The organism is Chryseobacterium viscerum (assembly GCF_002899945.2).
In the GTDB taxonomy this organism is placed as follows: Bacteria; Bacteroidota; Bacteroidia; order Flavobacteriales; family Weeksellaceae; genus Chryseobacterium; species Chryseobacterium viscerum.
Map to the genome: position 1 here is coordinate 110,173 of NZ_PPEG02000010.1, position 21,231 is coordinate 131,403.

Genomic DNA, 21,231 nt, shown 5'->3' on the forward strand with positions numbered 1-21,231 from the left:
TCAGCATAGAGATTAAAAGCATACCCTATGAGTCTGAAAAATATAATAAAGCCGACAAAGAAAAAACTGCTTTTTCTTGTCGGCTTATTTGTTATTGCAGGTGTTTTTCTGCTGGCTTCCGGAAAGAAAAATACATCAGTAAAAACCTCTCCAATTCACGCAGATACGGGTTGGGTAAAAAAGCATTTAACAGCACTTACCCAAACGCCGCAGTTCCGGAATCATAAAAATATAGACCAGCTGAACGCAGTGGCAGACTATATTCATCAGACTTTTACTGCTTACAGTGACAGCACTTCTTTCCAGGAATATAAAGTTGATGGAAAAATATATAAAAACGTGATTTCCTCGTTTGGAACAGAGAATAAGAAGCGAATTATTATAGGTGCCCATTATGACGTCTGTGGAGACCAGCAGGGTGCAGATGACAATGCAACCGGAGTTACGGCCCTTTTGGAGCTGGCAAGAATGCTTAAAGGGCAGAAGCTGAACTATAGAGTAGATCTTGTTGCCTATACACTGGAAGAACCCCCTTATTTCAGAACCGAAAATATGGGAAGCTATATCCATGCAAAATACTTAAAAGACAAGAATATTGATGTGTATGGAATGGCAAGCGTAGAAATGATTGGTTATTTCCGGGATGAAAAAGGTTCTCAGAGCTTTCCTCTAGGTATTCTTTCCTGGGTATATGGAGATAAAGGAGACTTTATTACTCTGGTCAAAAAATTCGGAGCCGGGAAATTTGTTAATAATTTCAGTGGAAATTTTAAAGATGCCAATCAAATAAAAACAGAAACATTTACAGCACCAAAATTCATATCAGGAACCGATTATTCGGATCATCTTAACTATTGGAAATTTGGGTATTCTGCCCTGATGATCACCGATACCTCTTTTTTCAGGAATAAAAATTATCACGAAACCACCGATACGTTGGAAACGCTAGATACGAAACGAATGACAAAGGTGATTGATGCCATTTTTCTCAGTATTATTCACCTTAAGTGAAAAAAATATTTTGATTATCAGAAAAATTTATATATTTGCAGCTGAAAATCAAGTTTAACCAATAAAAAACGACGAAGCAATGTTCAGAACAAAACAGAATTCTACAGTTGGATTGCCCCTTATGGTGGTAAGGCTTCGCGGTTTGGTACATTCTTAGAATAATAGTACAATACAATATCAAAACCCGAAGTCGCAGAGATTTCGGGTTTTTTATTGCGCAATATTTCAAACTTCAAGTTTCCCCGAAATCTTTTTTAGTGTCATAAACGACAAAATAGGATGAGGTATACTCCTCAAAACTGTTACTGTCTATTATTAATCCATTCAACTAATGTTTTAGTTGATTGAAAGTTGTGTGAGATAAAATAAAGAACTTCTACTATCTCACATCAGACTTCTATTAACAATGGAAAATGATAATCTTCTGTTTTTCCGCCTTAGAAGCGTCAGAAGCAGAAAAAGAACAAGTAAAAAAGATGTAATAAAGCAAATAAGAAAAAAGTATAAACGTAGTGAAGAGCTCTGGGATATAAAAAGAAATATCCCATGGATTCCTTTAGATGATCCTTATCAAAGAGGATTTATAAGATTCTTTGTTGTCAGGGACGACGTAATGAGATCCAAAGACGGAGAATTTTTCGAAGGAATTCTGAAGAAAATCAATACTTATATGTACTCCGAAAGCCGTCAGTTTCTTAAGAAGAAGAGAAAATTTGGTAAAAGAATATATGTAGAAAAAGAGCAAAAGCTGCAGCGTATTTCTTCCTGGTCTTGGAATGATCCAAAATTTGGAATCACTGTACAAGAGCGACAATATTTTCTGAAATACGAAGAATATTGTCCCTATCGGAAATGCAATGAAGTGTACTATGAATTTACTGAGCCATGGAGGTTTATTTTACGTGTAAAGGCCAATATGGTTACCCATTATAAGCCTGTAGACTTTGAACTGGAAAAAGAATATGCGGAACTGGAATCTTATTTAAGGGACCATACCATTGCCGGAATTGTTCACAAAACAATTTATGGTAAATCAAATTCATGGCGCACGAAAAAAGAAGATTTACATCTTATCAAAAGCAGGAAATATATAGACTGCAGAATGTCTGCAATAGAGATTGCAGAAAGCTTTATGGACGTATAGGTCCTGTTATTATTTAAAACAAAAACAATGGGAAATTTAAAACTAAAAGGAAAAGATATATTAAAACTGGGCTATCCAAATAACCAAAGTGTAAACGTAGCATTGGAAGTCATGAAAAGAAATTTTGCAACTAAAAATATTCACCATGTAAAATCTCTTTTAAAGGAAATCCTGCTGAATCCGGAGAATTTTGAAAAAGATCTCACCTTCGGACAAATCGCAGAAACCCTGCTTTCATCCAAAAAAACAGAAAAAAGAATGTTGAATTCACAGCGTGCTTCATTTCAGATTTTTGGAAATAACATTTCAGAAGAGGCAAAAAATCAGTTATACACTGGTTTGAAGCTGCCTATTTCTACTCAGGGAGCATTAATGCCTGATGCCCACAGCGGGTACGGGCTTCCGATCGGTGGAGTTCTGGCAGTGGAAAATGCAGTGATCCCGTACGGAGTAGGAATGGATATCGGCTGTAGAATGAGCCTCAGTATTTTGGATACACCGGTTTCATATCTTGAAGGAGCAAGAGATAAATACGAAAAAGCGCTTGCTGAACATACAAAATTCGGGATGTATGAAACGCATAAATCTCACATAGATCACGAGATTTTCGACAGAGATACATTCGATATGATCCCGATCTTAAGAAGATTAAAAGGAAAAGCAATCAAACAGATGGGATCCTCAGGCGGAGGAAATCACTTTGTGGAATTCGGAGAAGTAGAAATTACCGAAGAAGACAAACAGATTGGTCTGCCAAAAGGAAAATATCTGGGAATCCTTTCTCATAGCGGCTCCAGAGGACTGGGAGCAGAGATTGCGCAGTATTACTCAAGAGCAGCAACAGAGCAATGCCCACTTCCAAAGGAAGCTCAAAACTTCGCCTGGCTGGATCTTAGCACCCATCTTGGACTGGAATACTGGACAGCGATGAATCTTGCCGGAGATTATGCTTCAGCCTGTCATGATGATATTCACAGAAGACTGGTGAAAGCAGTCGGTGGAAGAGTAAAAGCCAGAATTGAAAACCATCACAACTTTGCCTGGAAAGAAATTCATAACGGAAAAGAAGTGATTGTTCATCGTAAAGGAGCAACACCTGCCAATGAAAATGAATTGGGAATGATTCCAGGATCCATGACAGCAAAAGGGTTTATTGTTCGTGGAAAAGGAAACCCGGAGTCTCTGAATTCAGCGTCTCATGGTGCAGGAAGAGCCCACTCCAGAGGAGAATGCAGAAACCTTTTCACTCAGCATGATATCAAAAAAGAACTGAAATTGAAAAACGTCACGCTTATAGGCGGAAATGCAGAAGAAGCACCTATGGCCTACAAAAACATCAATGAAGTGATGAATGCACAGAGTGAGCTTGTAGATATTCTGGGAACATTCCAGCCAAGAATTGTGAGAATGGACAAATAGCTAGTGTAATACTTTATAACCTTATAGGTTTCAAAAACCTATAAGGTTTAATAAGGAAATGTTTTAAAATCTATAAGGTTTAAAATATTCAATTAAAAAAAACAAAAAAATGGGAGCACCACATAACATAAAAAGATACGGTGAAGTCTGGCCGGAATTCAGAATCCGGTTGGGGCTCGAAATTTTAAATACATTAAAAGATAAAATCATTATATCAGGAGGCTGGGCGTGGCATTTTATGTCAGAAACAGGACATACAGAATACAAACACGCTCATGACCACAAGGATATTGATGTTTTTGTAAAGAAAGAGAATGTAGCAGAAGTCGTAATCATTCTTCAGCAGGAAGGGTTTCAGAAAGTCTGGACCCGATATGATCACCTGCCGAGTGAGGAAAACTTTCGCAGGTATGAAAAAACGGTAGAATTGGACCATGATAAATTCCATAGAATTACGATAGATTTCTTTGAAAAGGATGGTCTTGAAACGATTGAAGCCAATGGTTTTACTGTTGTAAAGCCTGATGCTTTACTATCATTTTACAGAAACATTCATTCCAGCGACAAATGCTGGGCAGTGATGGCTGCAAAAGATTTATTACAAAAGGGAATAGATCCGGTAGGACACCCTTTATTAAGCAAAATGCCAACATAAAAATGGAAAAATTAATACAGATCACTTCGGGAAGAGGTCCTTTAGAATGCCAGTGGGTAGCAGCCAAGGTTCTGAAGACCTTTCTTGAAGAGGCAAAACAAAATACAATAGAATACGAAATCATTCATCGTGAGAATGGTGATGAAAACCTGACACTGAAATCGGTGACGGTGCTTCTAAAAGGCGGAGGAGTAACTCTGTTTTTAAAAAACTGGTTAGGAAGCGTTTGCTGGATAGGAAAAAGTACATTCAGAAAACTGCATAAAAGAAGCAACTGGTTTATCGGGATTTTTGAACTTGAAAATCTAAAAATGATTGATTTCAATGAAAAAGATATTCGTTTCCAAACCGCCAGAAGCCAGGGAAGTGGAGGACAAAATGTAAACAAGGTGAATACCGCTGTGCGTGCCACCCATATTCCTACCAGAGAAACTGTTTTTGTGCAGGACTCCCGTTCGCAGCTGGAAAATAAAAAACTATCCGTTATCAGATTAAAAGAAAAAGTAATGGCGGTTTATATTCAGCAACTGGAAAGAAAGCTGAAAGAAACCTGGTCTCTTCAGATGCAGATAGAACGCGGAAATCCGGTTCGTACATTTTCAGGTACAGATTTTAAAAAGAATTACGAAGACAAGACATTCAAAAAACAAAGGAATGCCTTGAAAAATGACCTTAAAAACTACAAAAATGACCTTAACTAAGAGTAAATATTATTTTGAAGCATTAGATTATTTTCCATTCAATCTTTCCGAATGTATGGATGCGCTGAACTATGCCTTGTCTTATGAACCTGAAGATGCAGACAGCCTTTGCCTGATGGGAAGAGTATATTCGGAGGAATTGAAAGACTACGAAACTGCAAAGAGATACTTTGATGAAGCCATGCAGAACAACATCGGGAATATCAATACTCCCAAGTATTATATCGAATGTCTTTTGAATAATGAAGATTACAAGGAAGCAGAAAAGTTAATTGAATTTGCTTTAAAGATAAAAGGAATCGATAAGTCTGAAATTCTGAACGGTCTGTCTCTTTTGCAGGAAAGAAACTTTGAGTACAAACAAGCTTTAGGAACTCTTAAAGAAGCCAAAAAGTTTGCCTACAGCCGCACTGCGCTTGAAGTCATTGAAGACAGAGAAAAGTTTGTCAAAGGAAAGGTTACCAGAACAAGAACCGTAAAAAAGGCAGAATAATCTTATTTTGACTTATACTTAAAAGAAATAAGCTTTCGTTAGAAAGCTTATTTTTTATTAACAGAGATCAGATAATCATACACCATTTGATGTTGGTCATCAGTCAGTTTAGCCTTGGGAGCCATTCTGCTTAACGTATTGATCCATCCCTGGTTGTCATGCTTGGTAGGTTCTGGAAGCTTATGACATTTTGTACAGGAGTTCTCAAAAATGGTTTTTCCTTGTGTCAATTGCTCAGATGAGGTATACTTTGGCCCTGTTACGGCCACACTTTTTGGTCCGCAGGATACCAGAAATACGGATGCTGCGATACCGCTTAAGATGAGTTTTTTCATACCTATTTTTGTTTGATGATTACTTCTTCACAGAAACAATATAATCATAAACCCATTGATGCTGTTCATCCGTTAGTTTTGCTTTTGGAGCCATAGAATTCATAATACCTACCCATTGCACAGGATTGTGTGAAGCAGGATCGGGGAGTTTATGGCATCTTCCACAAGAGTTTTCAAAAATAGTTTTCCCTTGAGCAATCTGTTCTGCAGTAGATGTTGAAGTTCCTGCAGTAGCAGCAGATGTAGTGGCTTTTGGCGTACAGGAAACCAGCAAGATAGCAGTAAACGAAGCCGCAGCGATGAGTTTTTTCATGTTTCTTTTTTTGATATATAACAAATGTAATAAATTCCTTAACCCGTTGATACAGGGCTTTGTAGTTTTAATTTAGAAGAAATAAAAATTGAATTGATGAGAAATTGATAATTGTAAATAAAGTCAATGTAAATCTTTTGCTTATCATTATGAGCAGGCTATTGACCATTCGCATTTTAATTATTAATTTTGAATTAATGAAATTTTCTACAGAAGAGCTAATAGAAGGAATACAGTCAGGAAACAAACGCCTGATTGCAAAAGCTATTACATTGGTTGAAAGTAAAAAAGCAGAACACAGACAACAAGCAGAAGAACTTTTAAAGAAGATCATGCCCTTTACCGGAAACTCCTTGAGGGTAGGGGTAACGGGAGTTCCTGGAGCTGGAAAATCCACCTTTATAGAAAACTTCGGTCGCTTGGTTATAGCTCAGGGCAAAAAAGTTGCGGTTTTAGCTATCGATCCGAGTTCTGCGATCAACAAAGGAAGTATTTTAGGTGATAAAACCAGGATGGAAGAACTGGCCAAAGAAGAAAATGCGTTCATACGTCCTTCCCCAAGCTCAGGTTTTCTGGGTGGAGTAGCCAATACTACTTTTGAAACGATGATGATCTGTGAAGCCGCAGGTTATGATTATATTTTGATTGAAACAGTGGGAGTGGGGCAGTCAGAAGTTCTTGTAGCAGATATTACTGATGTTTTTTTATTCCTTAAAATCATTGGAGGAGGAGATGAACTGCAGGGAATAAAACGCGGGATCATGGAAATGGTAGACCTCATTTTCATCAATAAGGTAGAGAAGGACAATCTTCAGAAAGCAAAAAATACAAGACTGGAATTAAAAAGAGCACTGGATTTTATTCCTCCTAAAGAAAAAGGATGGAAGATCCCTGTTTTATTGGGTTCAGCCCTGTATAATGAAGGATTGCAGGATGTCTATGATAAAATCTTTGAATTTATTGATCTGAAAAAGAAAACAGGACGTTTTGAGGAAATTCGTGTTCAGCAGGCCGAAAAACGCTTTGAATATTGGGTTCAGGAATATATTTTGTCCCTGATGAAAAAGAGCAACGCTGTGGAAGAAGCTTACCACATGCACAAAAAAAATGCTTCAGCTATGGTTTCCAATCCAAGTACTGAAGCAAAATTATTTGTAGAGAAATTTTTATCTAACGAAAACAGGGATTAAGGTTTCTCTTTTTCCTGTTTTACCTCAGTTTTAGAAACATATCCGTCATAAGTAATGGGTTGTCTGTCGTTACTTCTCATAGAAACGAAAGCTTTACCGTTTTTAAAGATCTCAATATTGACTTCATCTACGGTTCTTACATCCTTAGGCTTGAACTTTAATGTCCAGGTTCCTTTTTTATTCTGAGTTTTATTGACAGTAAAATCTTTTGAAGTGAATCTGTAGCTGTTGTCACCTGCATTTCCATAGCTTGGGTTGAATACCCTTCCGAAATAAGGTAATACTACGTCCAGTGTATTTTTAGTTACATCAATCGTATAATCTCCATTCAGATTAAGCAATCTTGTTGCAGTGGCATTAGGCATAGAATTCATGACATTGATAACATCATAATTCGTAGGATTGGCTCTTTCCGCATGGAACGTAAACTCCTGAGAATCTACCAAAGTGTTCACTATTTTCGGATCTAATGAACCCTGTGATGCACAACTTTGAAAAAAGAACAGAAATCCAAAAATACTCAGTAAAGAAATATACTTTTTCATAATGAAATAATTATTACATTTAAATAGCAAAATGTATGCAAATATATTCTTTCTGAAATATTTTGGAATAAAAATTGTAAAGGTTGAATTATTAACACTCAAACTATGAAAGTTACACATCTATTTGGAATGGGAGCTGTTGCTCTGTTGGCTGCTGCCTGTACTACAAACCCGATTACAGGAAGGTCTTCTTTACAGCTGGCCAACAATTCGGAAATTTTAACAATGTCTTCACAGGAATACAGAACGACATTGTCTAAAGGTAAAGTGATTACCGGTACAGCAGATGCAAAGAGAGTGGTAAATGTAGGAAGTAGAATCAAGAGCGCAGCAGAAAGATATTATCAGAGTATAGGAAGATCAGCAGATCTTGCTACTTACAGCTGGGAATTCAATCTTTTGCAGAGCAGTGAGCTGAATGCCTGGTGTATGCCTGGTGGTAAAGTCGCTGTATACACCGGAATATTACCGGTTACCAAAGACGATAATGGTCTTGCCGTAGTATTGGGACATGAGGTTTCTCACGCATTGGCAGGACATGGAAACGAACGAATTTCTCAGGCAATGGTTGCTCAGTACGGAGGGGCTATCCTGGGAGGAACGATCTCAAATTCACAATGGGCAAGTGTTTTCCAGAAGGTATATCCTATCGGCTCACAGGTTGCTTTATTGAAATACGGAAGAGGTCAGGAATCTGAAGCTGATGAAATGGGGCTTTACCTGATGTCTATGGCAGGATATGATCCGAGAGCAGCAATTCCTTTCTGGAACAGAATGGAGGCAGCATCTACAGGATCAAGACAACCTGAGTTCTTATCTACCCACCCGAACCCGGAAACAAGAATTTCAGATATTAATAAGGATCTTCCGAAAGCATTAGAATACTATAAGGCTGCGGGAGGAAAAATATAATTAGAATTTTAATCTTGAGTAAGGCCTTATTAAATTTTTAGTAAATTTGGTAAGGCTTTTTTATACAACCACCTAAACACAATATTATGAAGAGTTTATCAATTACCGGACTTATACTTTTGGCTGTTTCTGCATTACTTTTCTATCTAACAACTGATTTTGCCGTAGAACAAATAAAAATCTCTCACATTATGGGAGTGATGGCAGGAGTTGGGATAGGACTTATCATTGGAGGAATGGTAGGGTATTTAAGTAAGGGAAGCGCTATCAAAGCGGAACAGAAGAAAAAAGAATTCAAGCAGCTGCAGAAAGACAAAGAAGAGCTTGAGAAACAGGCTGCAGAAATTGCAAAGCGTCAGGCTGAACTTGAAGATCAAAATAAAAACCCTCAAATTTAATTTGAGGGTTTAAAGTTATTATTTTCGATATTTGATTAGAATTTATATCCTAAACCTACCATAAACAAGTTAGGTCTGTTATCATATCTGATTTCCGAACCGGAAACCTTGTTGATAAAGTTTCTCTCATCCTTACTGAAAGCACCTTCATATCTTGCATTTACAAGAAACTTTTTGATTTCAAGCTGAGCACCAAATTGGTACCCTACTGTAAAATCATTTTTAGCATTTTCTTTAAAATCGTTGTAGGTATTGTCTTTGTTTAAGTTGAAACTTCCGACAGGTCCAACGAAAACACCCAGCATATTTCCTAAAAGATTGTATCCCAAAAGAACGGGTACATCTATACGGTTGCTTTTAACATCAAAAGTAGTGTTCTGTGTCGTAAACTCGTTTTTGAAATGAGTATAATAGATTTCCGGCATCACAAACAGTGAAGTAGGAAGACCCACTTTTAATGAAAGTCCCACATTGAAACCTACATTATTTTTACCTGTTCCATCAATGGCATCATTCACTGTTCCTTTAATGTTGGACCATGAAGGTGAGCCTGTAGGAAAAATTAAGTTAGCCTTACCTGCCAGAGAAATCTGCGCAGAAGCCCACATTGAAAACCCTAATAACGCTATACTAAGTACCTTTTTCATTATCGTCTATTTTTGTATTTGTATTTTCAATCGTTTTATTATTCTCAAGTAAATATTCTCTCAGCTCTTTAAACAGTTCTGAAGAATAAACGAAATCAATCAGATTTTTATTGCCTGCAGTAATCAGAATGTCTTTGTTCCCTTCCCATTCTTTGATTCCCAATCGAAGGTATACAATTTTCTCGCCAATTGTCATCACAGAGTTCATATCGTGAGTATTGATAATGGTAGTCGTGTTATACTCTTTTGTGATTTCATAAAGAAGATCATCGATGATCTTTGAAGTATACGGATCGAGTCCGGAATTGGGCTCATCACAGAATAAGTATTTAGGATTGTTGACAATGGCTCTGGCAATGGCAACCCTTTTCTGCATCCCTCCTGAAATCTCAGAAGGATATTTTCTATCAGCTTTATCAAGGTGTACTCTTCCGATTACCTCAAAAACTCTTTTCTTTTTCTCTTTGTAGGTAAGATTGGTAAACATATCAAGAGGGAACATAATATTCTCTTCCACAGTAAGGGAATCAAATAATGCACTTCCCTGAAATACTGTTCCGATTTCTGCACGAAGATGCTGTTTTTCATCTCTGTTCATGGTATTTACATTGCGGCCGTCAAATAAAATTTCTCCTGAAGATGGCATATACACATTCAACAGACTTTTTAGAAAAACGGTTTTCCCGGAACCACTCTGCCCAATAATTAAGTTTACTTTTCCTTTATCAAATGAAGTTGAAATTCCCTTCAGTACTTCAACATCATCAAAACTTTTCTTAAGATCTTTTACCTCAATCATTAGCTTAATATTAATTGGGTTAAAATTAATTCGGAAATGATAATAAATACCATTGTCCATACCACTGCCTGTGTACTGGCTCTACCTACTTCCAAAGACCCTCCTTTTACATTGTATCCGAAATAAGACGGTACAGTAGCAATGATAAAAGCAAAAACGGTTGTTTTGGTAAATGCATAGTAAACAAATAAATTGGGCATATACATTTGAATACCAACGATATAGTCGTTTTCGGTCCAGTTTCCTGTTAATATCCCTGCAATATAACCACCTCCGATACCGAATACGATACTGATGGCGATAAGAAGAGGATTAAAAAGCATACATGCGATAATTTTCGGAAGGATCAGAAAATTGGGTGAATTTACTCCCATAATATCCAAAGCATCAATCTGCTCGGAAACTCTCATCGTTCCGATACTGGATGCAATATATGATCCTACTTTACCTGCTAAGATCAGACTGATAATCGTAGGTGCGAATTCCAAAACCAATACCGCTTTCGTAGCATATCCTACAAATGCAGGTGGAATAGGAAATGAAGAAGAATCAAAGTTGTTGAACATTTGAATAGCAACTACTGCCCCCACGAAGATGGATGTGAAGATGACAAGTCCGAAAGAATTCACTCCCAAATCATTAATTTCTCTCATGAACAGCTTCCAGAAAACTCTCATTTTCTGAGGTTTCTGCAGGGATTTTCCCAAGAGGATCATGTATTCCCCTACTGCTGTGAAAAACTTTTTTAACATACTGCTAAATTAGACTTTTTTATTTAATTGGGCTAGAGTCGAGAATAAGACTAAAGCTTAGTTTTGTGTTAAAATTATTTCAATATTTACCTTATTCTGATCTTTATTTGGCATTTTTATCACCTCCTATAACCAATAAAACAGTTTTTAAAATAATGACCAGATCAAGTACAAAGCTCCAGTTTCTTACATAGAAAGCATCAGCCAGAACTCTTTTTTTCATTTCTACTTCCACGTCTCCAAAATCACCACGCAATCCATTCACCTGTGCTAATCCTGTAATTCCCGGATTTACCATGCTCCTTAGGCTATATCTTCCGATTTTTGGTTTATAATAATTGTCTACTGAAAGCATATGCGGCCTTGGCCCTACGACAGACATCTCACCTTTCAATACATTAATGAACTGTGGTAGCTCATCAAGGCTGGTTTTTCTTAAAAATTTACCTACTTTGGTAATTCTGGAATCATTTACAGAGGTTGTTTTGGTTGCAGACTCATCATTCACAATCATCGTTCTGAATTTGATACAATTGAAAACCTCTTCATGAAAACCATATCTTTTCTGAAGGAAAAAGACCGGACCTTTTGAAGTCGCTTTAATAAGAATAGCAATAATGGGAAATACCCAGGAACAGATCAAAGTCAATATCAGGATAGAAAAGAAAATATCAAAAGTTCTTTTCATTAGAAAATTGGAATAATAATCTAACGGATATCTTGCCTGATTAAGGACCGGCTGAGTTTGTATATATCCAAGATCATACAGAAAAAAATCGCTTTGCGTGATACTCGGAATCAATGAAATATGAATCTTATTATCCTCCGCCAGTTTGAAAATCTCATTCTCCATCTTTTCATCGTAAGAGTTTTCCATGGATAAAAACAAGGTGTGAATCCCGTTCTTTTTCCAGAAAGTAACCAGTTCACTAATGATGATATCAGAACTTTCGTATTCAAATATCCTGTATCCATAGTCTTTACGGTCCATAAAGATATTCTTCAGGATATCTGTAGACTGATGATCTCCTAAAAACATTACATTTCTGTAATTGGCTCCCAGAGATCGTAAATATTTGATCGCAAAATAGATCAATGACTTTGTCAGGAAGATGAAAATAAAAAGATAAAATGAAAGCCAGTAAATATCCGAATTGAAAAATGCATTATTACTTACCTTCCCTATAAGCAGAACGCCAAGTATAAAAAAGAGGAAATGGATTAAGAGGCGTTCAAGAAACAAGGTATACGTAAGGTTTCTCGGAATGTTGTATATTTTTGTTCTACCACTCAGAAGTACCCAGAACAAAAACAACAGAATCAGAGAAAAAATATTTTGATACCAGGTTTCTTTATGGTATTTTAAACTTTCGTTTCTGCTTATAAAAAAGAATATGAAAATAGATGCAATAACCATGAGGTCAAGCAACATAATGATCGATTTCAAGTATCTAGAGTATCGAATTCTCTGCATCTAACGGAATTATAGCTTATAAGACCAGCTAATTTAAGCTTTTTTAAGGGATATTCAGATATTTATGAGTCTGAACTGAAGCCTGCCATTCCGGATGTTCCAGGATGAAGTCTGTGATCTTAGGATACATGTCATCTCTCTTGCTCCATTCGCTTTGAAGATAAAGCCTGCAGTTTTCAGAAACTTTTGAAGCCTGCTCCTGCGCGAAGGTAAAGTCATGTTGATTGAAAATGATCATTTTAAGCTCATTGGCCTTTTGATAGATCTCTTCTTTAGGTAATCCTGTTTTCTTTGGAGAAAGCGTAATCCAGTCAAGGTGCCCGCTCATAGGATAAGCTCCTGAAGTTTCGATATGTACTGTGCACCCCAGTTCTTTTAGCCTGGAGGTCAATATTTCTAAATTCCACATTAATGGTTCACCACCCGTTAAAACAATTGTTTTACAATGTTTGGCAGCCATTTCTGCAATTTCTACTGCATTCATCAAAGGGTGGAGTTTCGGATCCCAGCTTTCTTTTACATCGCACCAGTGACAGCCGACATCGCAGCCTCCAAGTCTGATAAAATAAGAAGCTTTTCCCGTGTGTGCTCCTTCTCCCTGTAAAGTGTAAAAATGCTCCATTACGGGGAGCATTTTACCTTCTTTTAATAAAATATCTTCTTCTTTATTCATTTTAAAATTAGTCGTTATAGACCGAAGTTTTGTAAGCGATGATGGTATTTTTCATCAACATTGCTCTTGTCATTGGGCCTACACCTCCAGGTACCGGTGTAATCCAGCCTGCTTTTGCAGCACAGCTGTCAAAATCTACGTCACCTGCAAGGTAATATCCTTTCGGAGAGTCGTTATCTACTCTTGTAATACCCACGTCAATAATTACGGCTCCTTCCTTGATCATATCTCCTTTCAAGAAGTGAGGATCTCCTAAAGCGGTAATCACAATGTCTGCTTTTCTTGTGTACTCTTCGATGTCTTTTGTGTAGGAGTGTGTAAGGGTAACAGTAGAGTTTCCAGGGAAATCTTTTCTTCCCATCAGGATACTCATTGGTCTTCCTACAATTTTACTTCTTCCGATAATTACGCAGTCTTTTCCTTTGGTTTCAATATTATATCTTTCCAATAATGTTAAAATCCCAAAAGGAGTTGCTGGCAAGAATGTATCCATTTCAAGAGCCATTTTTCCAAAATTTTCAGGGTGAAAACCATCCACGTCTTTTCTTGGGTCAATAGCATTGATGATCTTTTCCTGATCTATCTGATCTGGTAAAGGCAGCTGAACGATAAATCCGTCTACTGCTTTAGATTTGTTAAGCTCGTCAATTTTTTCCAGTAATTCAGATTCAGAAACTGTACTAGGAAATTTAATTAAGCTGGACTGAAATCCTACTTCCTCACAGTCTTTCACTTTAGAGTTTACATAGGCTTTGCTTGCTCCATTATTTCCTACAAGAATAGCCACCAAATGTGGAGCTCTTCTTTTGCTTTCGAGAATCTTGTCTACTTCAACCTTGATCTCTGCTTTTATTTCTTTGGATACTTTAAGTCCGTCAAGAATTTCTGCCATTTTTACTTTTTTACTTTATAGATTTACTTTTACTTAGTTTGTTTCAGGAATCATTTCCCAAATATTGAGATTGAATTCTTCCTGTATGCTTCTCAAATATTTAATTCCTGATACATCATCAGAAATTAACATTTTAAAAAAATCTTCCTTTGAAAGACCAAAGTTTTCGATTTCTCTTTTTTTGCGGTTAATATATAGTTTTCTTCTTTCTATTTTTTCAGGTAAATTTAGATCAAGCAAATTTATCAAATTTGAAAGTTTTGTATCATCGGTGTTTTCTTTAAATCTATATTCTCCTTTAATATATTGCAATCTATCTTCAAAATCATTTTCACAAGGATGTAAAACATCATTAAAAGAAATTCCTTTTTTATTAAATTCTAATTCCTTAAGACGTTTTTTAAAATTTACTTTATTTTTAGTTTTAAACCAATTTTTATATGAATCTTGAGGTGTACATTTTAAGTCTGGATTAAAATGTTCAATATCATTAGAATCTGATGTAATATCAATGAATTCTTCTGAATAAGCACAAAATGATTTTTGTTCCTTTAGTAAAGCATTACCTAGAATACTATTATTACCTCCTGGCTTACAATTATATTGCAATGAATCTCTGATAATTTTAGAATCATCAAATTTTACGATCTTCTTCATCCAAATTAAAATTATAAAGGTTCCCTAGTTTTGAAGCTTCTAAAATATATTTTTTCTTGAGTTCATTATTTATTTCACTTTTAGATTTATCTAATAATTCTAAATAACGCTTGAATTTTTCCTGATAGTCTTTATTATAATAATTTACATTAAAATCTTCGTATATAATATCGTTTGGATCTTCTCCGATAGGAGATATTCCACCACGAACATTTACTTTACCTTTTTCATCAAAATATAAAATAAATCTTTCAGAAGGTTCAAAAGCTGCTGCAACAAATGGAGAATGTGTTGCAACAATAAATTGAGCACGAGGTGCGAGATCCTTATAAAAATTCATAAGTTCCATTTGAATATCAGGATACAAAGAACGTTCTGGTTCATCAATTAGTATTATTGAATTTTCTGTATCTAATTTCAATAAAGGTAAATAAGTGAATAATAGCTGTTTAGTTCCTGTACTTGCTTTGGATATATCGATGTTTTCTTTTGTAAGTAAGTGTTTGAATGAAATTATTTTATTAGTGTTCGTGCTATCAATTTCTAGATTTATTTTTTTTAAAATTGAATTAAATTTTTCTGAATAAGTAATTAAAGGATTGGGATTCTCATCATTAAACTCATTTATTATATCAGTAATGGCGGTATCAAAAATTTGCCCACCGCTTGTAAGCTTTGAAGATAAATTAAGTTGTTTTTTCCTATAATCAATAACATCTTCTAATACTTCGAACCAAATGTTTTCATGTATTGTATATGAAAAGCCATGATTTAATTCAATATTTTGAAATCTTGAAATAACATCAAAAGAATCTTTTTCAAAAAAGTCAGTATTTTTATCGTTAACAATATTGCTTTCAATCGAAATTAAACTATCAAATGAAATAGTTTTTAATATTTCTAATCCTTTTTCTTTATTATTTTCGTTATAAATAAGATTTAATATTTTATCTTCTAATTCAATATGATAAATGTCTTTATTATCATCTTCTATTTGAAACTGTATATAATCATTATGGTTTGAAAAGTCTTTCTTTTTTATTTCTTCAAAAAATGTATATTCAGTAATATATTCAAAACGCGATCTAATTAACTCTAATAACCCGGTTTTACCTGTTGCACTTTGACCTATAATGCAAATTTTATCCAATGGTTTTCCACGTTTTTCTTTAATGTGAAAATCGTCAGGATAGGTAAAATCAAATTTTAGATTCTCCAAATGTCGAAATGATTCGATATGAAGCTTTTTGAGTTTCATTTAGAACAAATTTAATTATAAAATTACTTGTTTTTCTTATAATACTGAATCAATCCATTGGTAGAGCTGTCGTGAGAACTTATTGCCTCATTGTTCTCAAGCTCAGGAAGGATTTTACTGGCTAATACTTTTCCTAATTCCACTCCAAACTGGTCGAAGCTGAAAATATTCCAGATTACGCCCTGAACGAAAATTTTGTGTTCATACAAAGCGATCAGCTGACCTAATGAAAAAGGAGTTAATTCCTTGAATAATATAGAGTTGGTAGGGGTGTTTCCGTGGAAAACCTTGAAATTGATCAATCTGTCTATTTCTTCATCAGATTTTCCTGAATTTCTAAGTTCTTCTTCAACTTCCTCTTCCAGCTTTCCGAAGGCAAGTGCTTCAGTCTGAGCGAAAAAGTTCGCTAATAATATATCCTGATGGTCAGAAACTTTGTTCGGGCTTTTTGCATAGGCAATAAAATCTGCCGGGATCAATTCTGTACCTTGGTGGATCAATTGGTAGAAAGCGTGCTGACCGTTTGTACCTGGCTCTCCCCAGATAATAGGCCCCGTTTCATATTCTACGAATTCACCATTTCTGTCTACACATTTTCCGTTGCTTTCCATATCTCCCTGCTGAAGATAAGCCGCAAATCTGTCCAAATACTGAGAGTAAGGTAAGATTGCATAGGTTGTTGCTGCGTAGAAATTACGATACCAGATCCCAAGAAGTCCCATTAATACAGGAACGTTTTCAGAGAAATCTGCAGTCTGGAAGTGTTGGTCAGTATCAAAAGCTCCTTTTAAAAGCTGTTCGAAGTTTTCATATCCTACAGAAAGAACAATGCTTAATCCGATAGCACTCCAAAGTGAATATCTTCCGCCTACCCAATCCCAGAACTCAAAAATATTTTCCTCAGCAATTCCGAATTTTTTAACGGCTTCAATATTAGTAGACAGCGCAACGAAATGTTTGGCAACATCTTCCTGTTTTCCAGCTTTTAGGAACCAATCCTTAGCTGAATTCGCATTGGTCATTGTTTCCTGAGTGGTAAATGTCTTGGAAGCAATGATGAATAAAGTGGTTTCAGGGTTTAAGTTTTTTACCACTTCTGCGATATGATTTCCGTCCACATTGGAAACAAAGTGAACATCCAATCTTGTTTTAAAATGCTTTAAAGCTGAACAAACCATTACAGGTCCCAGATCTGAGCCTCCAATACCAATGTTCACAACATCAGTGATCTCTTTTCCGCTGAAACCTTTGTGCTCTCCTGAAATAATTTTCTCAGAAAAAGATTTCATGTGGTCAAGAACTCTTTTAATATTTGGTTTGATGTTTTCTCCGTCCACAAGAATTTCACGGTCAGAGAAATCTCTTAATGCCGTATGCAGAACCGCTCTTCCTTCCGTTTCATTTATTTTATCACCGGAGAACATTTTAGAAATGGCATCCTTTAACTGGCTTTCTTCTGCCAATTGTAATAAAAGCTCCTTCGTTCTTGAATCGATTAGATTTTTAGAATAATCAAAAAGATAATTGTCCTTTTGCAGGGAAAACTCACTAAAACGTTTCGGATTATAATGGAAAAGGCTTCTAAGATCAAAATCATTTCCACCGAAGTGTTCGTCAAGTGCCTTCCAGCTATTAGTTTGTGTTGGATTTATTTTTGATAGCATAGTACAGAATTTTTATACTTCAGAAAATCATGTATTAGATGAAAATTACTGACAATCTATAATGATTTATTTCTGATTTGCAAATTTACGGAAAAATAAAACCTCAGATAAATTTGAAGATGAGAAATAACGATTTTTTAAAAAACAAAGCCTCAGATATTCTCTGAGACTTCATTTTTAGCGTGTATAAAAAGCAGTTAAACTATTCTTCCATTTCATTCAGGATCTTTTCCAATTGTCTGGCACTGGGCCCATAAATATATTTTGTCCATAAGATAATACTTACTACAAGGGCAAAAACGCCTATCAATACTAATAAAATGAGTGATAATTGATGTTTATCGGTAATGTCAGCTAGCGATTCCCCCTTTTTCTCCAATAGATTAAAAGCGAGTAAACCTAGGGTTATTAAGAAATGGGGAAGTAACAAGAAACCAAAAGACTGGTATCTCTCCATGTTTAACTTGAGTTCGTGATAGATCTTCCACAGGCTGTTTCTTGTGTTTCCGGTATAAAGTTCTGCTTGTTTGTAAAATTGATAAAATCCGAATAAATAATAACAGGATACTACTACCAATACAGCGTAAGATATATAATAAATGACATACTGTGAAGAGGGAAATTGAAATAGTAGCGGGAAGAGTCCAATAAGTATGATGGAAAGAACCTGTGCAGGAAATTCCTTTTTCATACTCTTTTGAATCTTTTCTATAGGATGTTTACTTTCTTTTAGTTGTTCTATAGTGTCAGGAATATGAACGCTGCCGCCTTCGTTATTCCATTGTTCTTTTAATTGATCAAAATTCATAGCCTGATTTTTTTATGATTTGTTGTATTTTTTCTTTTGTTCTGTTGAGTTTTACACGGGCATTGCCTTCACTGAGTCCTAGATTATTCCCTATTTCTTTGTGAGACATCCCTTCCATGAAATAAAATATGACTGCTTTTTCTAAGGAGTTCAGTTCCTGAACGGCACTGTAGAAGATTTCCAGCTGCCTGTCTTTAGTGGGATTATAATCTTCCTGCTGTACTTCAAAATAAGTAGGAGCATCTGTGTGGTTATTGGATCTCTGCTTTTCTTTTTTTAAATACGTAATAGCAGTATTGATGGCAACCCGATACATCCAGGTAGAAAACTCACTGTTCCCTTTGAAGGTCTGATAGGATTTCCAAAGCTGGATAAGGATTTCCTGCTGCAAGTCTTCCCGGTCCTCTACAGAATCCGCGTAGATCCGCGAGGCTTTGTACAAAATACCCTTGTGCTGGTTGACAAGCTTTAAAAAAGCAGTTTCAGTTGGATTGCTCACAATAGTTTCATGGTTTGGTTATGATTATAAACTTGATACAGGTTTTACAGTATAACCTTTTGCCTGCAGAAGAGGGATGATGCCATTTTCGCCCATAAGATGAGATCCGCCCACGGCAAATAAAGAACTTTGGTTTTTCATTATTTCAGGCATTGCTTTTACCCAGTTTTGATTTCTGTCAGTAAGCATTGCTTTTTCCTGTTGAGTATTCATAAACCTTTCATCCTTAAAAAGACTGTAAAGTAATTGTACATTTTCCTTTTTAAAAGCTTCTATCATCTGTTTAAAAAGGATTTCATATTCCTTACTCATTTTTAGCTGGGCGATGGTGCTTTTCAGATTATAAGCTTCATTCATGCTCTTCATCTGATCCTCTACCTTTTCAAGTCCTCTGACTGTTTTTTTATCTTTTATTGCTTTTTGAAGAAGTTCTATTTCATAGAGCTTTATTTCAGTCTGGGGACATGGTATTGCTTTAGTCGAAAGCAGAGCATACAGTGCTTGTGGACTTGATGAGTCTATACTTTTTAGATCCGTCCCGTAATCAGCCAGAATTGTATTCAGCTCTTTGGCTTCATCCGGAGAAAGCTGATCTGATATTTTTTTATCTGTCTGATACATTTTTTGAAGTGATTTTATTTCAGCAGGATCTGTATAATTGATCTCCATGACAAAATTTTCAGATTTCTCAAGCGCTTTCAATACCTTGGATTTTATTTCAAAATCTTTACTGCATAAGATATGAAAAGTTCCGGTAATATAAGAAGGCTTAGAGAGACCATTCCCGGATACTTCCCAAAGCAGGCTGTTGTCATTGCTGGTAGTTGCTTTCTGTGCTTTTGCAGTCATCGTACTTATTGATAATAACGCTGCGAATCCAAGTTTTACTAAATTTTTCATACTATTAATTTTTTTGATTTTTTATTATTTTAAAGAGTAGGTAAAGCAGGGGTTACAATCGTTACAGTTTTTTTTCAAAAAAAATAAAAACCTCCTGGAAAAGGAGGTCGTAAAATCTAAAATTATGATGATAACCAATTGGTTAGGAATATTTTTTTATTCTTGAATTTTTGGCTGTTCAGGCTTTGAAATTCTTTTTTTTCTTAGGAAATAGATCACAGCAGCTGCAATTAATAGGATCGGCCAGATGTTGATAAGAGCCACTATGATTTTCTGAATCAAGTAGAAACCATAAACAAAGCCATCTTTGGCGTCATAAATGAAATTGTATTTATATTTATTATCAATGCTTGTTGTATTGGTAACCGCAATTTCTGCAATACGCAATTGAGGTTCTTTGATGTAAATCTGAATGGTGCTGTATTTAAGATCGTCTGTCATATTCATACTTGACAGCTTTTGAAGATTTCCTTCAGACATATTTTTATCATCTAAGTTTACTTTATCCTTATTGGTTTTCAGCTTGCTGATATTTTCAGAGGTTTTTTGATTTCTTTTCCCTTCAAGTTCAGAATATTTGATGTTGGCAGTCACATCTTCCGCATTAATGGATCTGGAATTAAGAAATAATTTATTCGTATTAATTGACATTAAAAGTTCACCTAATTTCTCAGTCGGAATACGCACCTGCATTGTATTTTCTGTCTGGTATTTTTTGACCAGCATAGCTTCTTCATTAGAAGTATTGTAGGTGTTTTCAGAAACCACATTGCTTTGAAGATTACTGTTGGTAACAAATCCTCCAAGCTCCTGAACCGATTTTTCAATAGCGATGGTTGCATTGTACACATCTTTTACTTCCATATTCACATCTGCAGTCTTGATGAACTGTTTGTCTTTTACTTTCATATCTGCGACAGATGAGATACTGTCTGATACAACTGCCGTTGCTGAATCTGTAGTTGCATAGGCTTCAAGGTCTGTAGAAGAAACTTCGCCTTTTTTACATGAATAAATACCTAATAAAAGAACAGCAGATAGAGATAATTTAATGTAAGTGGTTTTCATAGCGTTTATTTTTAATGTTTTTGC

General features: G+C 35.6%; 25 protein-coding genes. 9 read left to right on the top strand and 16 right to left on the bottom strand.

From position 1 onward, the window contains the following. Positions 1-27: 27 nt before the first annotated feature. From C1634_RS21625 to C1634_RS21650, 6 genes are all read left to right on the top strand, one after another. Complete coding sequence (locus C1634_RS21625) at positions 28-1,011, top strand: M28 family peptidase (RefSeq protein WP_103232217.1); 984 nt, start codon at positions 28-30, stop codon at positions 1,009-1,011. 406 nt (positions 1,012-1,417) lie between these two features. Next, on the top strand, positions 1,418-2,155 hold the full coding sequence (locus tag C1634_RS21630) for a hypothetical protein (RefSeq protein ID WP_103232218.1): 738 nt from the start codon (positions 1,418-1,420) through the stop codon (positions 2,153-2,155). Between the two features lie 27 nt (positions 2,156-2,182). After that, a complete protein-coding gene (locus C1634_RS21635) occupies positions 2,183-3,574 on the top strand; it encodes an RtcB family protein (RefSeq protein WP_109739116.1) in 1,392 nt (463 codons plus the stop codon). A gap of 109 nt (positions 3,575-3,683) precedes the next feature. Next, positions 3,684-4,229, top strand: a complete 546-nt coding sequence (locus C1634_RS21640; protein WP_103232220.1) for a nucleotidyltransferase family protein — start codon at positions 3,684-3,686, stop codon at positions 4,227-4,229. A gap of 2 nt (positions 4,230-4,231) precedes the next feature. Then, complete coding sequence (gene prfH / locus C1634_RS21645) at positions 4,232-4,930, top strand: peptide chain release factor H (protein WP_109739117.1); 699 nt, start codon at positions 4,232-4,234, stop codon at positions 4,928-4,930. Continuing rightward, positions 4,917-5,423, top strand: a complete 507-nt coding sequence (locus C1634_RS21650) for a tetratricopeptide repeat protein (RefSeq protein ID WP_103232234.1) — start codon at positions 4,917-4,919, stop codon at positions 5,421-5,423. The genes prfH and C1634_RS21650 overlap by 14 nt, the downstream gene beginning before the upstream one ends. Positions 5,424-5,470: 47 nt before the next feature. On the opposite strand, the gene C1634_RS21655 is transcribed toward C1634_RS21650, so the two are convergent. Together C1634_RS21655 and C1634_RS21660 are read right to left on the bottom strand one after the other, a co-directional pair. Continuing rightward, positions 5,471-5,758: a cytochrome C gene (locus tag C1634_RS21655; protein ID WP_103232221.1), complete on the bottom strand. Its 288-nt coding sequence runs from the start codon at positions 5,756-5,758 to the stop codon at positions 5,471-5,473. A 19-nt stretch (positions 5,759-5,777) separates the two neighbouring features. Then, on the bottom strand, positions 5,778-6,071 hold the full coding sequence (locus tag C1634_RS21660) for a c-type cytochrome (protein ID WP_103232222.1): 294 nt from the start codon (positions 6,069-6,071) through the stop codon (positions 5,778-5,780). Positions 6,072-6,268: 197 nt separating this feature from the next. On the opposite strand from C1634_RS21660, the gene meaB reads away from it, so the two are divergent. Next, positions 6,269-7,261: a methylmalonyl Co-A mutase-associated GTPase MeaB gene (gene meaB, locus C1634_RS21665; protein ID WP_103232223.1), complete on the top strand. Its 993-nt coding sequence runs from the start codon at positions 6,269-6,271 to the stop codon at positions 7,259-7,261. Here the strand turns inward: meaB and C1634_RS21670 are convergent. Further along, a complete protein-coding gene (locus tag C1634_RS21670; protein WP_103232224.1) occupies positions 7,258-7,806 on the bottom strand; it encodes a DUF4251 domain-containing protein in 549 nt (182 codons plus the stop codon). The genes meaB and C1634_RS21670 overlap by 4 nt on opposite strands. Before the next feature lie 105 nt (positions 7,807-7,911). Here C1634_RS21670 and C1634_RS21675 point away from each other — a divergent pair, with 105 nt between their 5' ends. Next, the gene (locus tag C1634_RS21675; protein ID WP_103232225.1) at positions 7,912-8,718 is read left to right on the top strand and encodes a M48 family metallopeptidase; all 807 of its coding nucleotides are present in this window, start codon (positions 7,912-7,914) and stop codon (positions 8,716-8,718) included. A gap of 86 nt (positions 8,719-8,804) precedes the next feature. Then, positions 8,805-9,116 (top strand): hypothetical protein, encoded by a 312-nt coding sequence (locus tag C1634_RS21680; RefSeq protein ID WP_103232226.1) that lies wholly within the window; start codon positions 8,805-8,807, stop codon positions 9,114-9,116. Between the two features lie 35 nt (positions 9,117-9,151). Here C1634_RS21680 and C1634_RS21685 read toward each other — a convergent pair whose 3' ends face one another. The 13 genes from C1634_RS21685 to C1634_RS21745 form a co-directional block, all read right to left on the bottom strand. Beyond that, positions 9,152-9,763: an outer membrane beta-barrel protein gene (locus tag C1634_RS21685; RefSeq protein WP_103232227.1), complete on the bottom strand. Its 612-nt coding sequence runs from the start codon at positions 9,761-9,763 to the stop codon at positions 9,152-9,154. Beyond that, positions 9,747-10,562, bottom strand: a complete 816-nt coding sequence (locus C1634_RS21690; RefSeq protein WP_103232228.1) for an ABC transporter ATP-binding protein — start codon at positions 10,560-10,562, stop codon at positions 9,747-9,749. Before C1634_RS21690 ends, C1634_RS21685 begins: the two co-directional genes overlap by 17 nt. Next, positions 10,562-11,314 (bottom strand): MlaE family ABC transporter permease, encoded by a 753-nt coding sequence (locus tag C1634_RS21695; protein ID WP_103232229.1) that lies wholly within the window; start codon positions 11,312-11,314, stop codon positions 10,562-10,564. Before C1634_RS21695 ends, C1634_RS21690 begins: the two co-directional genes overlap by 1 nt. A gap of 103 nt (positions 11,315-11,417) precedes the next feature. Beyond that, positions 11,418-12,746 (bottom strand): exopolysaccharide biosynthesis polyprenyl glycosylphosphotransferase, encoded by a 1,329-nt coding sequence (locus C1634_RS21700; protein ID WP_228410132.1) that lies wholly within the window; start codon positions 12,744-12,746, stop codon positions 11,418-11,420. Positions 12,747-12,831: 85 nt separating this feature from the next. After that, positions 12,832-13,461 carry a 7-carboxy-7-deazaguanine synthase QueE gene (locus tag C1634_RS21705; protein WP_103232231.1) on the bottom strand — a complete coding sequence of 210 codons (630 nt, stop codon included), beginning with the start codon at positions 13,459-13,461 and terminating at the stop codon, positions 12,832-12,834. A gap of 7 nt (positions 13,462-13,468) precedes the next feature. Then, a complete protein-coding gene (locus C1634_RS21710; RefSeq protein ID WP_103232232.1) occupies positions 13,469-14,353 on the bottom strand; it encodes a bifunctional 5,10-methylenetetrahydrofolate dehydrogenase/5,10-methenyltetrahydrofolate cyclohydrolase in 885 nt (294 codons plus the stop codon). 33 nt (positions 14,354-14,386) lie between these two features. After that, entirely contained in the window at positions 14,387-15,010 is a 624-nt protein-coding gene (locus tag C1634_RS21715; protein WP_103232233.1) for a hypothetical protein, read from the bottom strand. Next, the gene (locus C1634_RS21720) at positions 14,988-16,268 is read right to left on the bottom strand and encodes an AAA family ATPase (RefSeq protein ID WP_109739118.1); all 1,281 of its coding nucleotides are present in this window, start codon (positions 16,266-16,268) and stop codon (positions 14,988-14,990) included. The genes C1634_RS21715 and C1634_RS21720 overlap by 23 nt, the downstream gene beginning before the upstream one ends. Before the next feature lie 23 nt (positions 16,269-16,291). Continuing rightward, positions 16,292-17,932: a glucose-6-phosphate isomerase gene (pgi, locus tag C1634_RS21725; protein ID WP_109739119.1), complete on the bottom strand. Its 1,641-nt coding sequence runs from the start codon at positions 17,930-17,932 to the stop codon at positions 16,292-16,294. A 202-nt stretch (positions 17,933-18,134) separates the two neighbouring features. Beyond that, positions 18,135-18,740, bottom strand: a complete 606-nt coding sequence (locus tag C1634_RS21730) for a hypothetical protein (protein ID WP_103232342.1) — start codon at positions 18,738-18,740, stop codon at positions 18,135-18,137. After that, positions 18,730-19,164: an RNA polymerase sigma factor gene (locus tag C1634_RS21735; RefSeq protein ID WP_394337111.1), complete on the bottom strand. Its 435-nt coding sequence runs from the start codon at positions 19,162-19,164 to the stop codon at positions 18,730-18,732. Before C1634_RS21735 ends, C1634_RS21730 begins: the two co-directional genes overlap by 11 nt. A gap of 99 nt (positions 19,165-19,263) precedes the next feature. Continuing rightward, the gene (locus tag C1634_RS21740; RefSeq protein WP_103232344.1) at positions 19,264-20,139 is read right to left on the bottom strand and encodes a TraB/GumN family protein; all 876 of its coding nucleotides are present in this window, start codon (positions 20,137-20,139) and stop codon (positions 19,264-19,266) included. Positions 20,140-20,295: 156 nt separating this feature from the next. Then, a complete protein-coding gene (locus C1634_RS21745; protein WP_103232345.1) occupies positions 20,296-21,207 on the bottom strand; it encodes a DUF4349 domain-containing protein in 912 nt (303 codons plus the stop codon). Between the last annotated feature and the right edge of the window lie 24 nt (positions 21,208-21,231).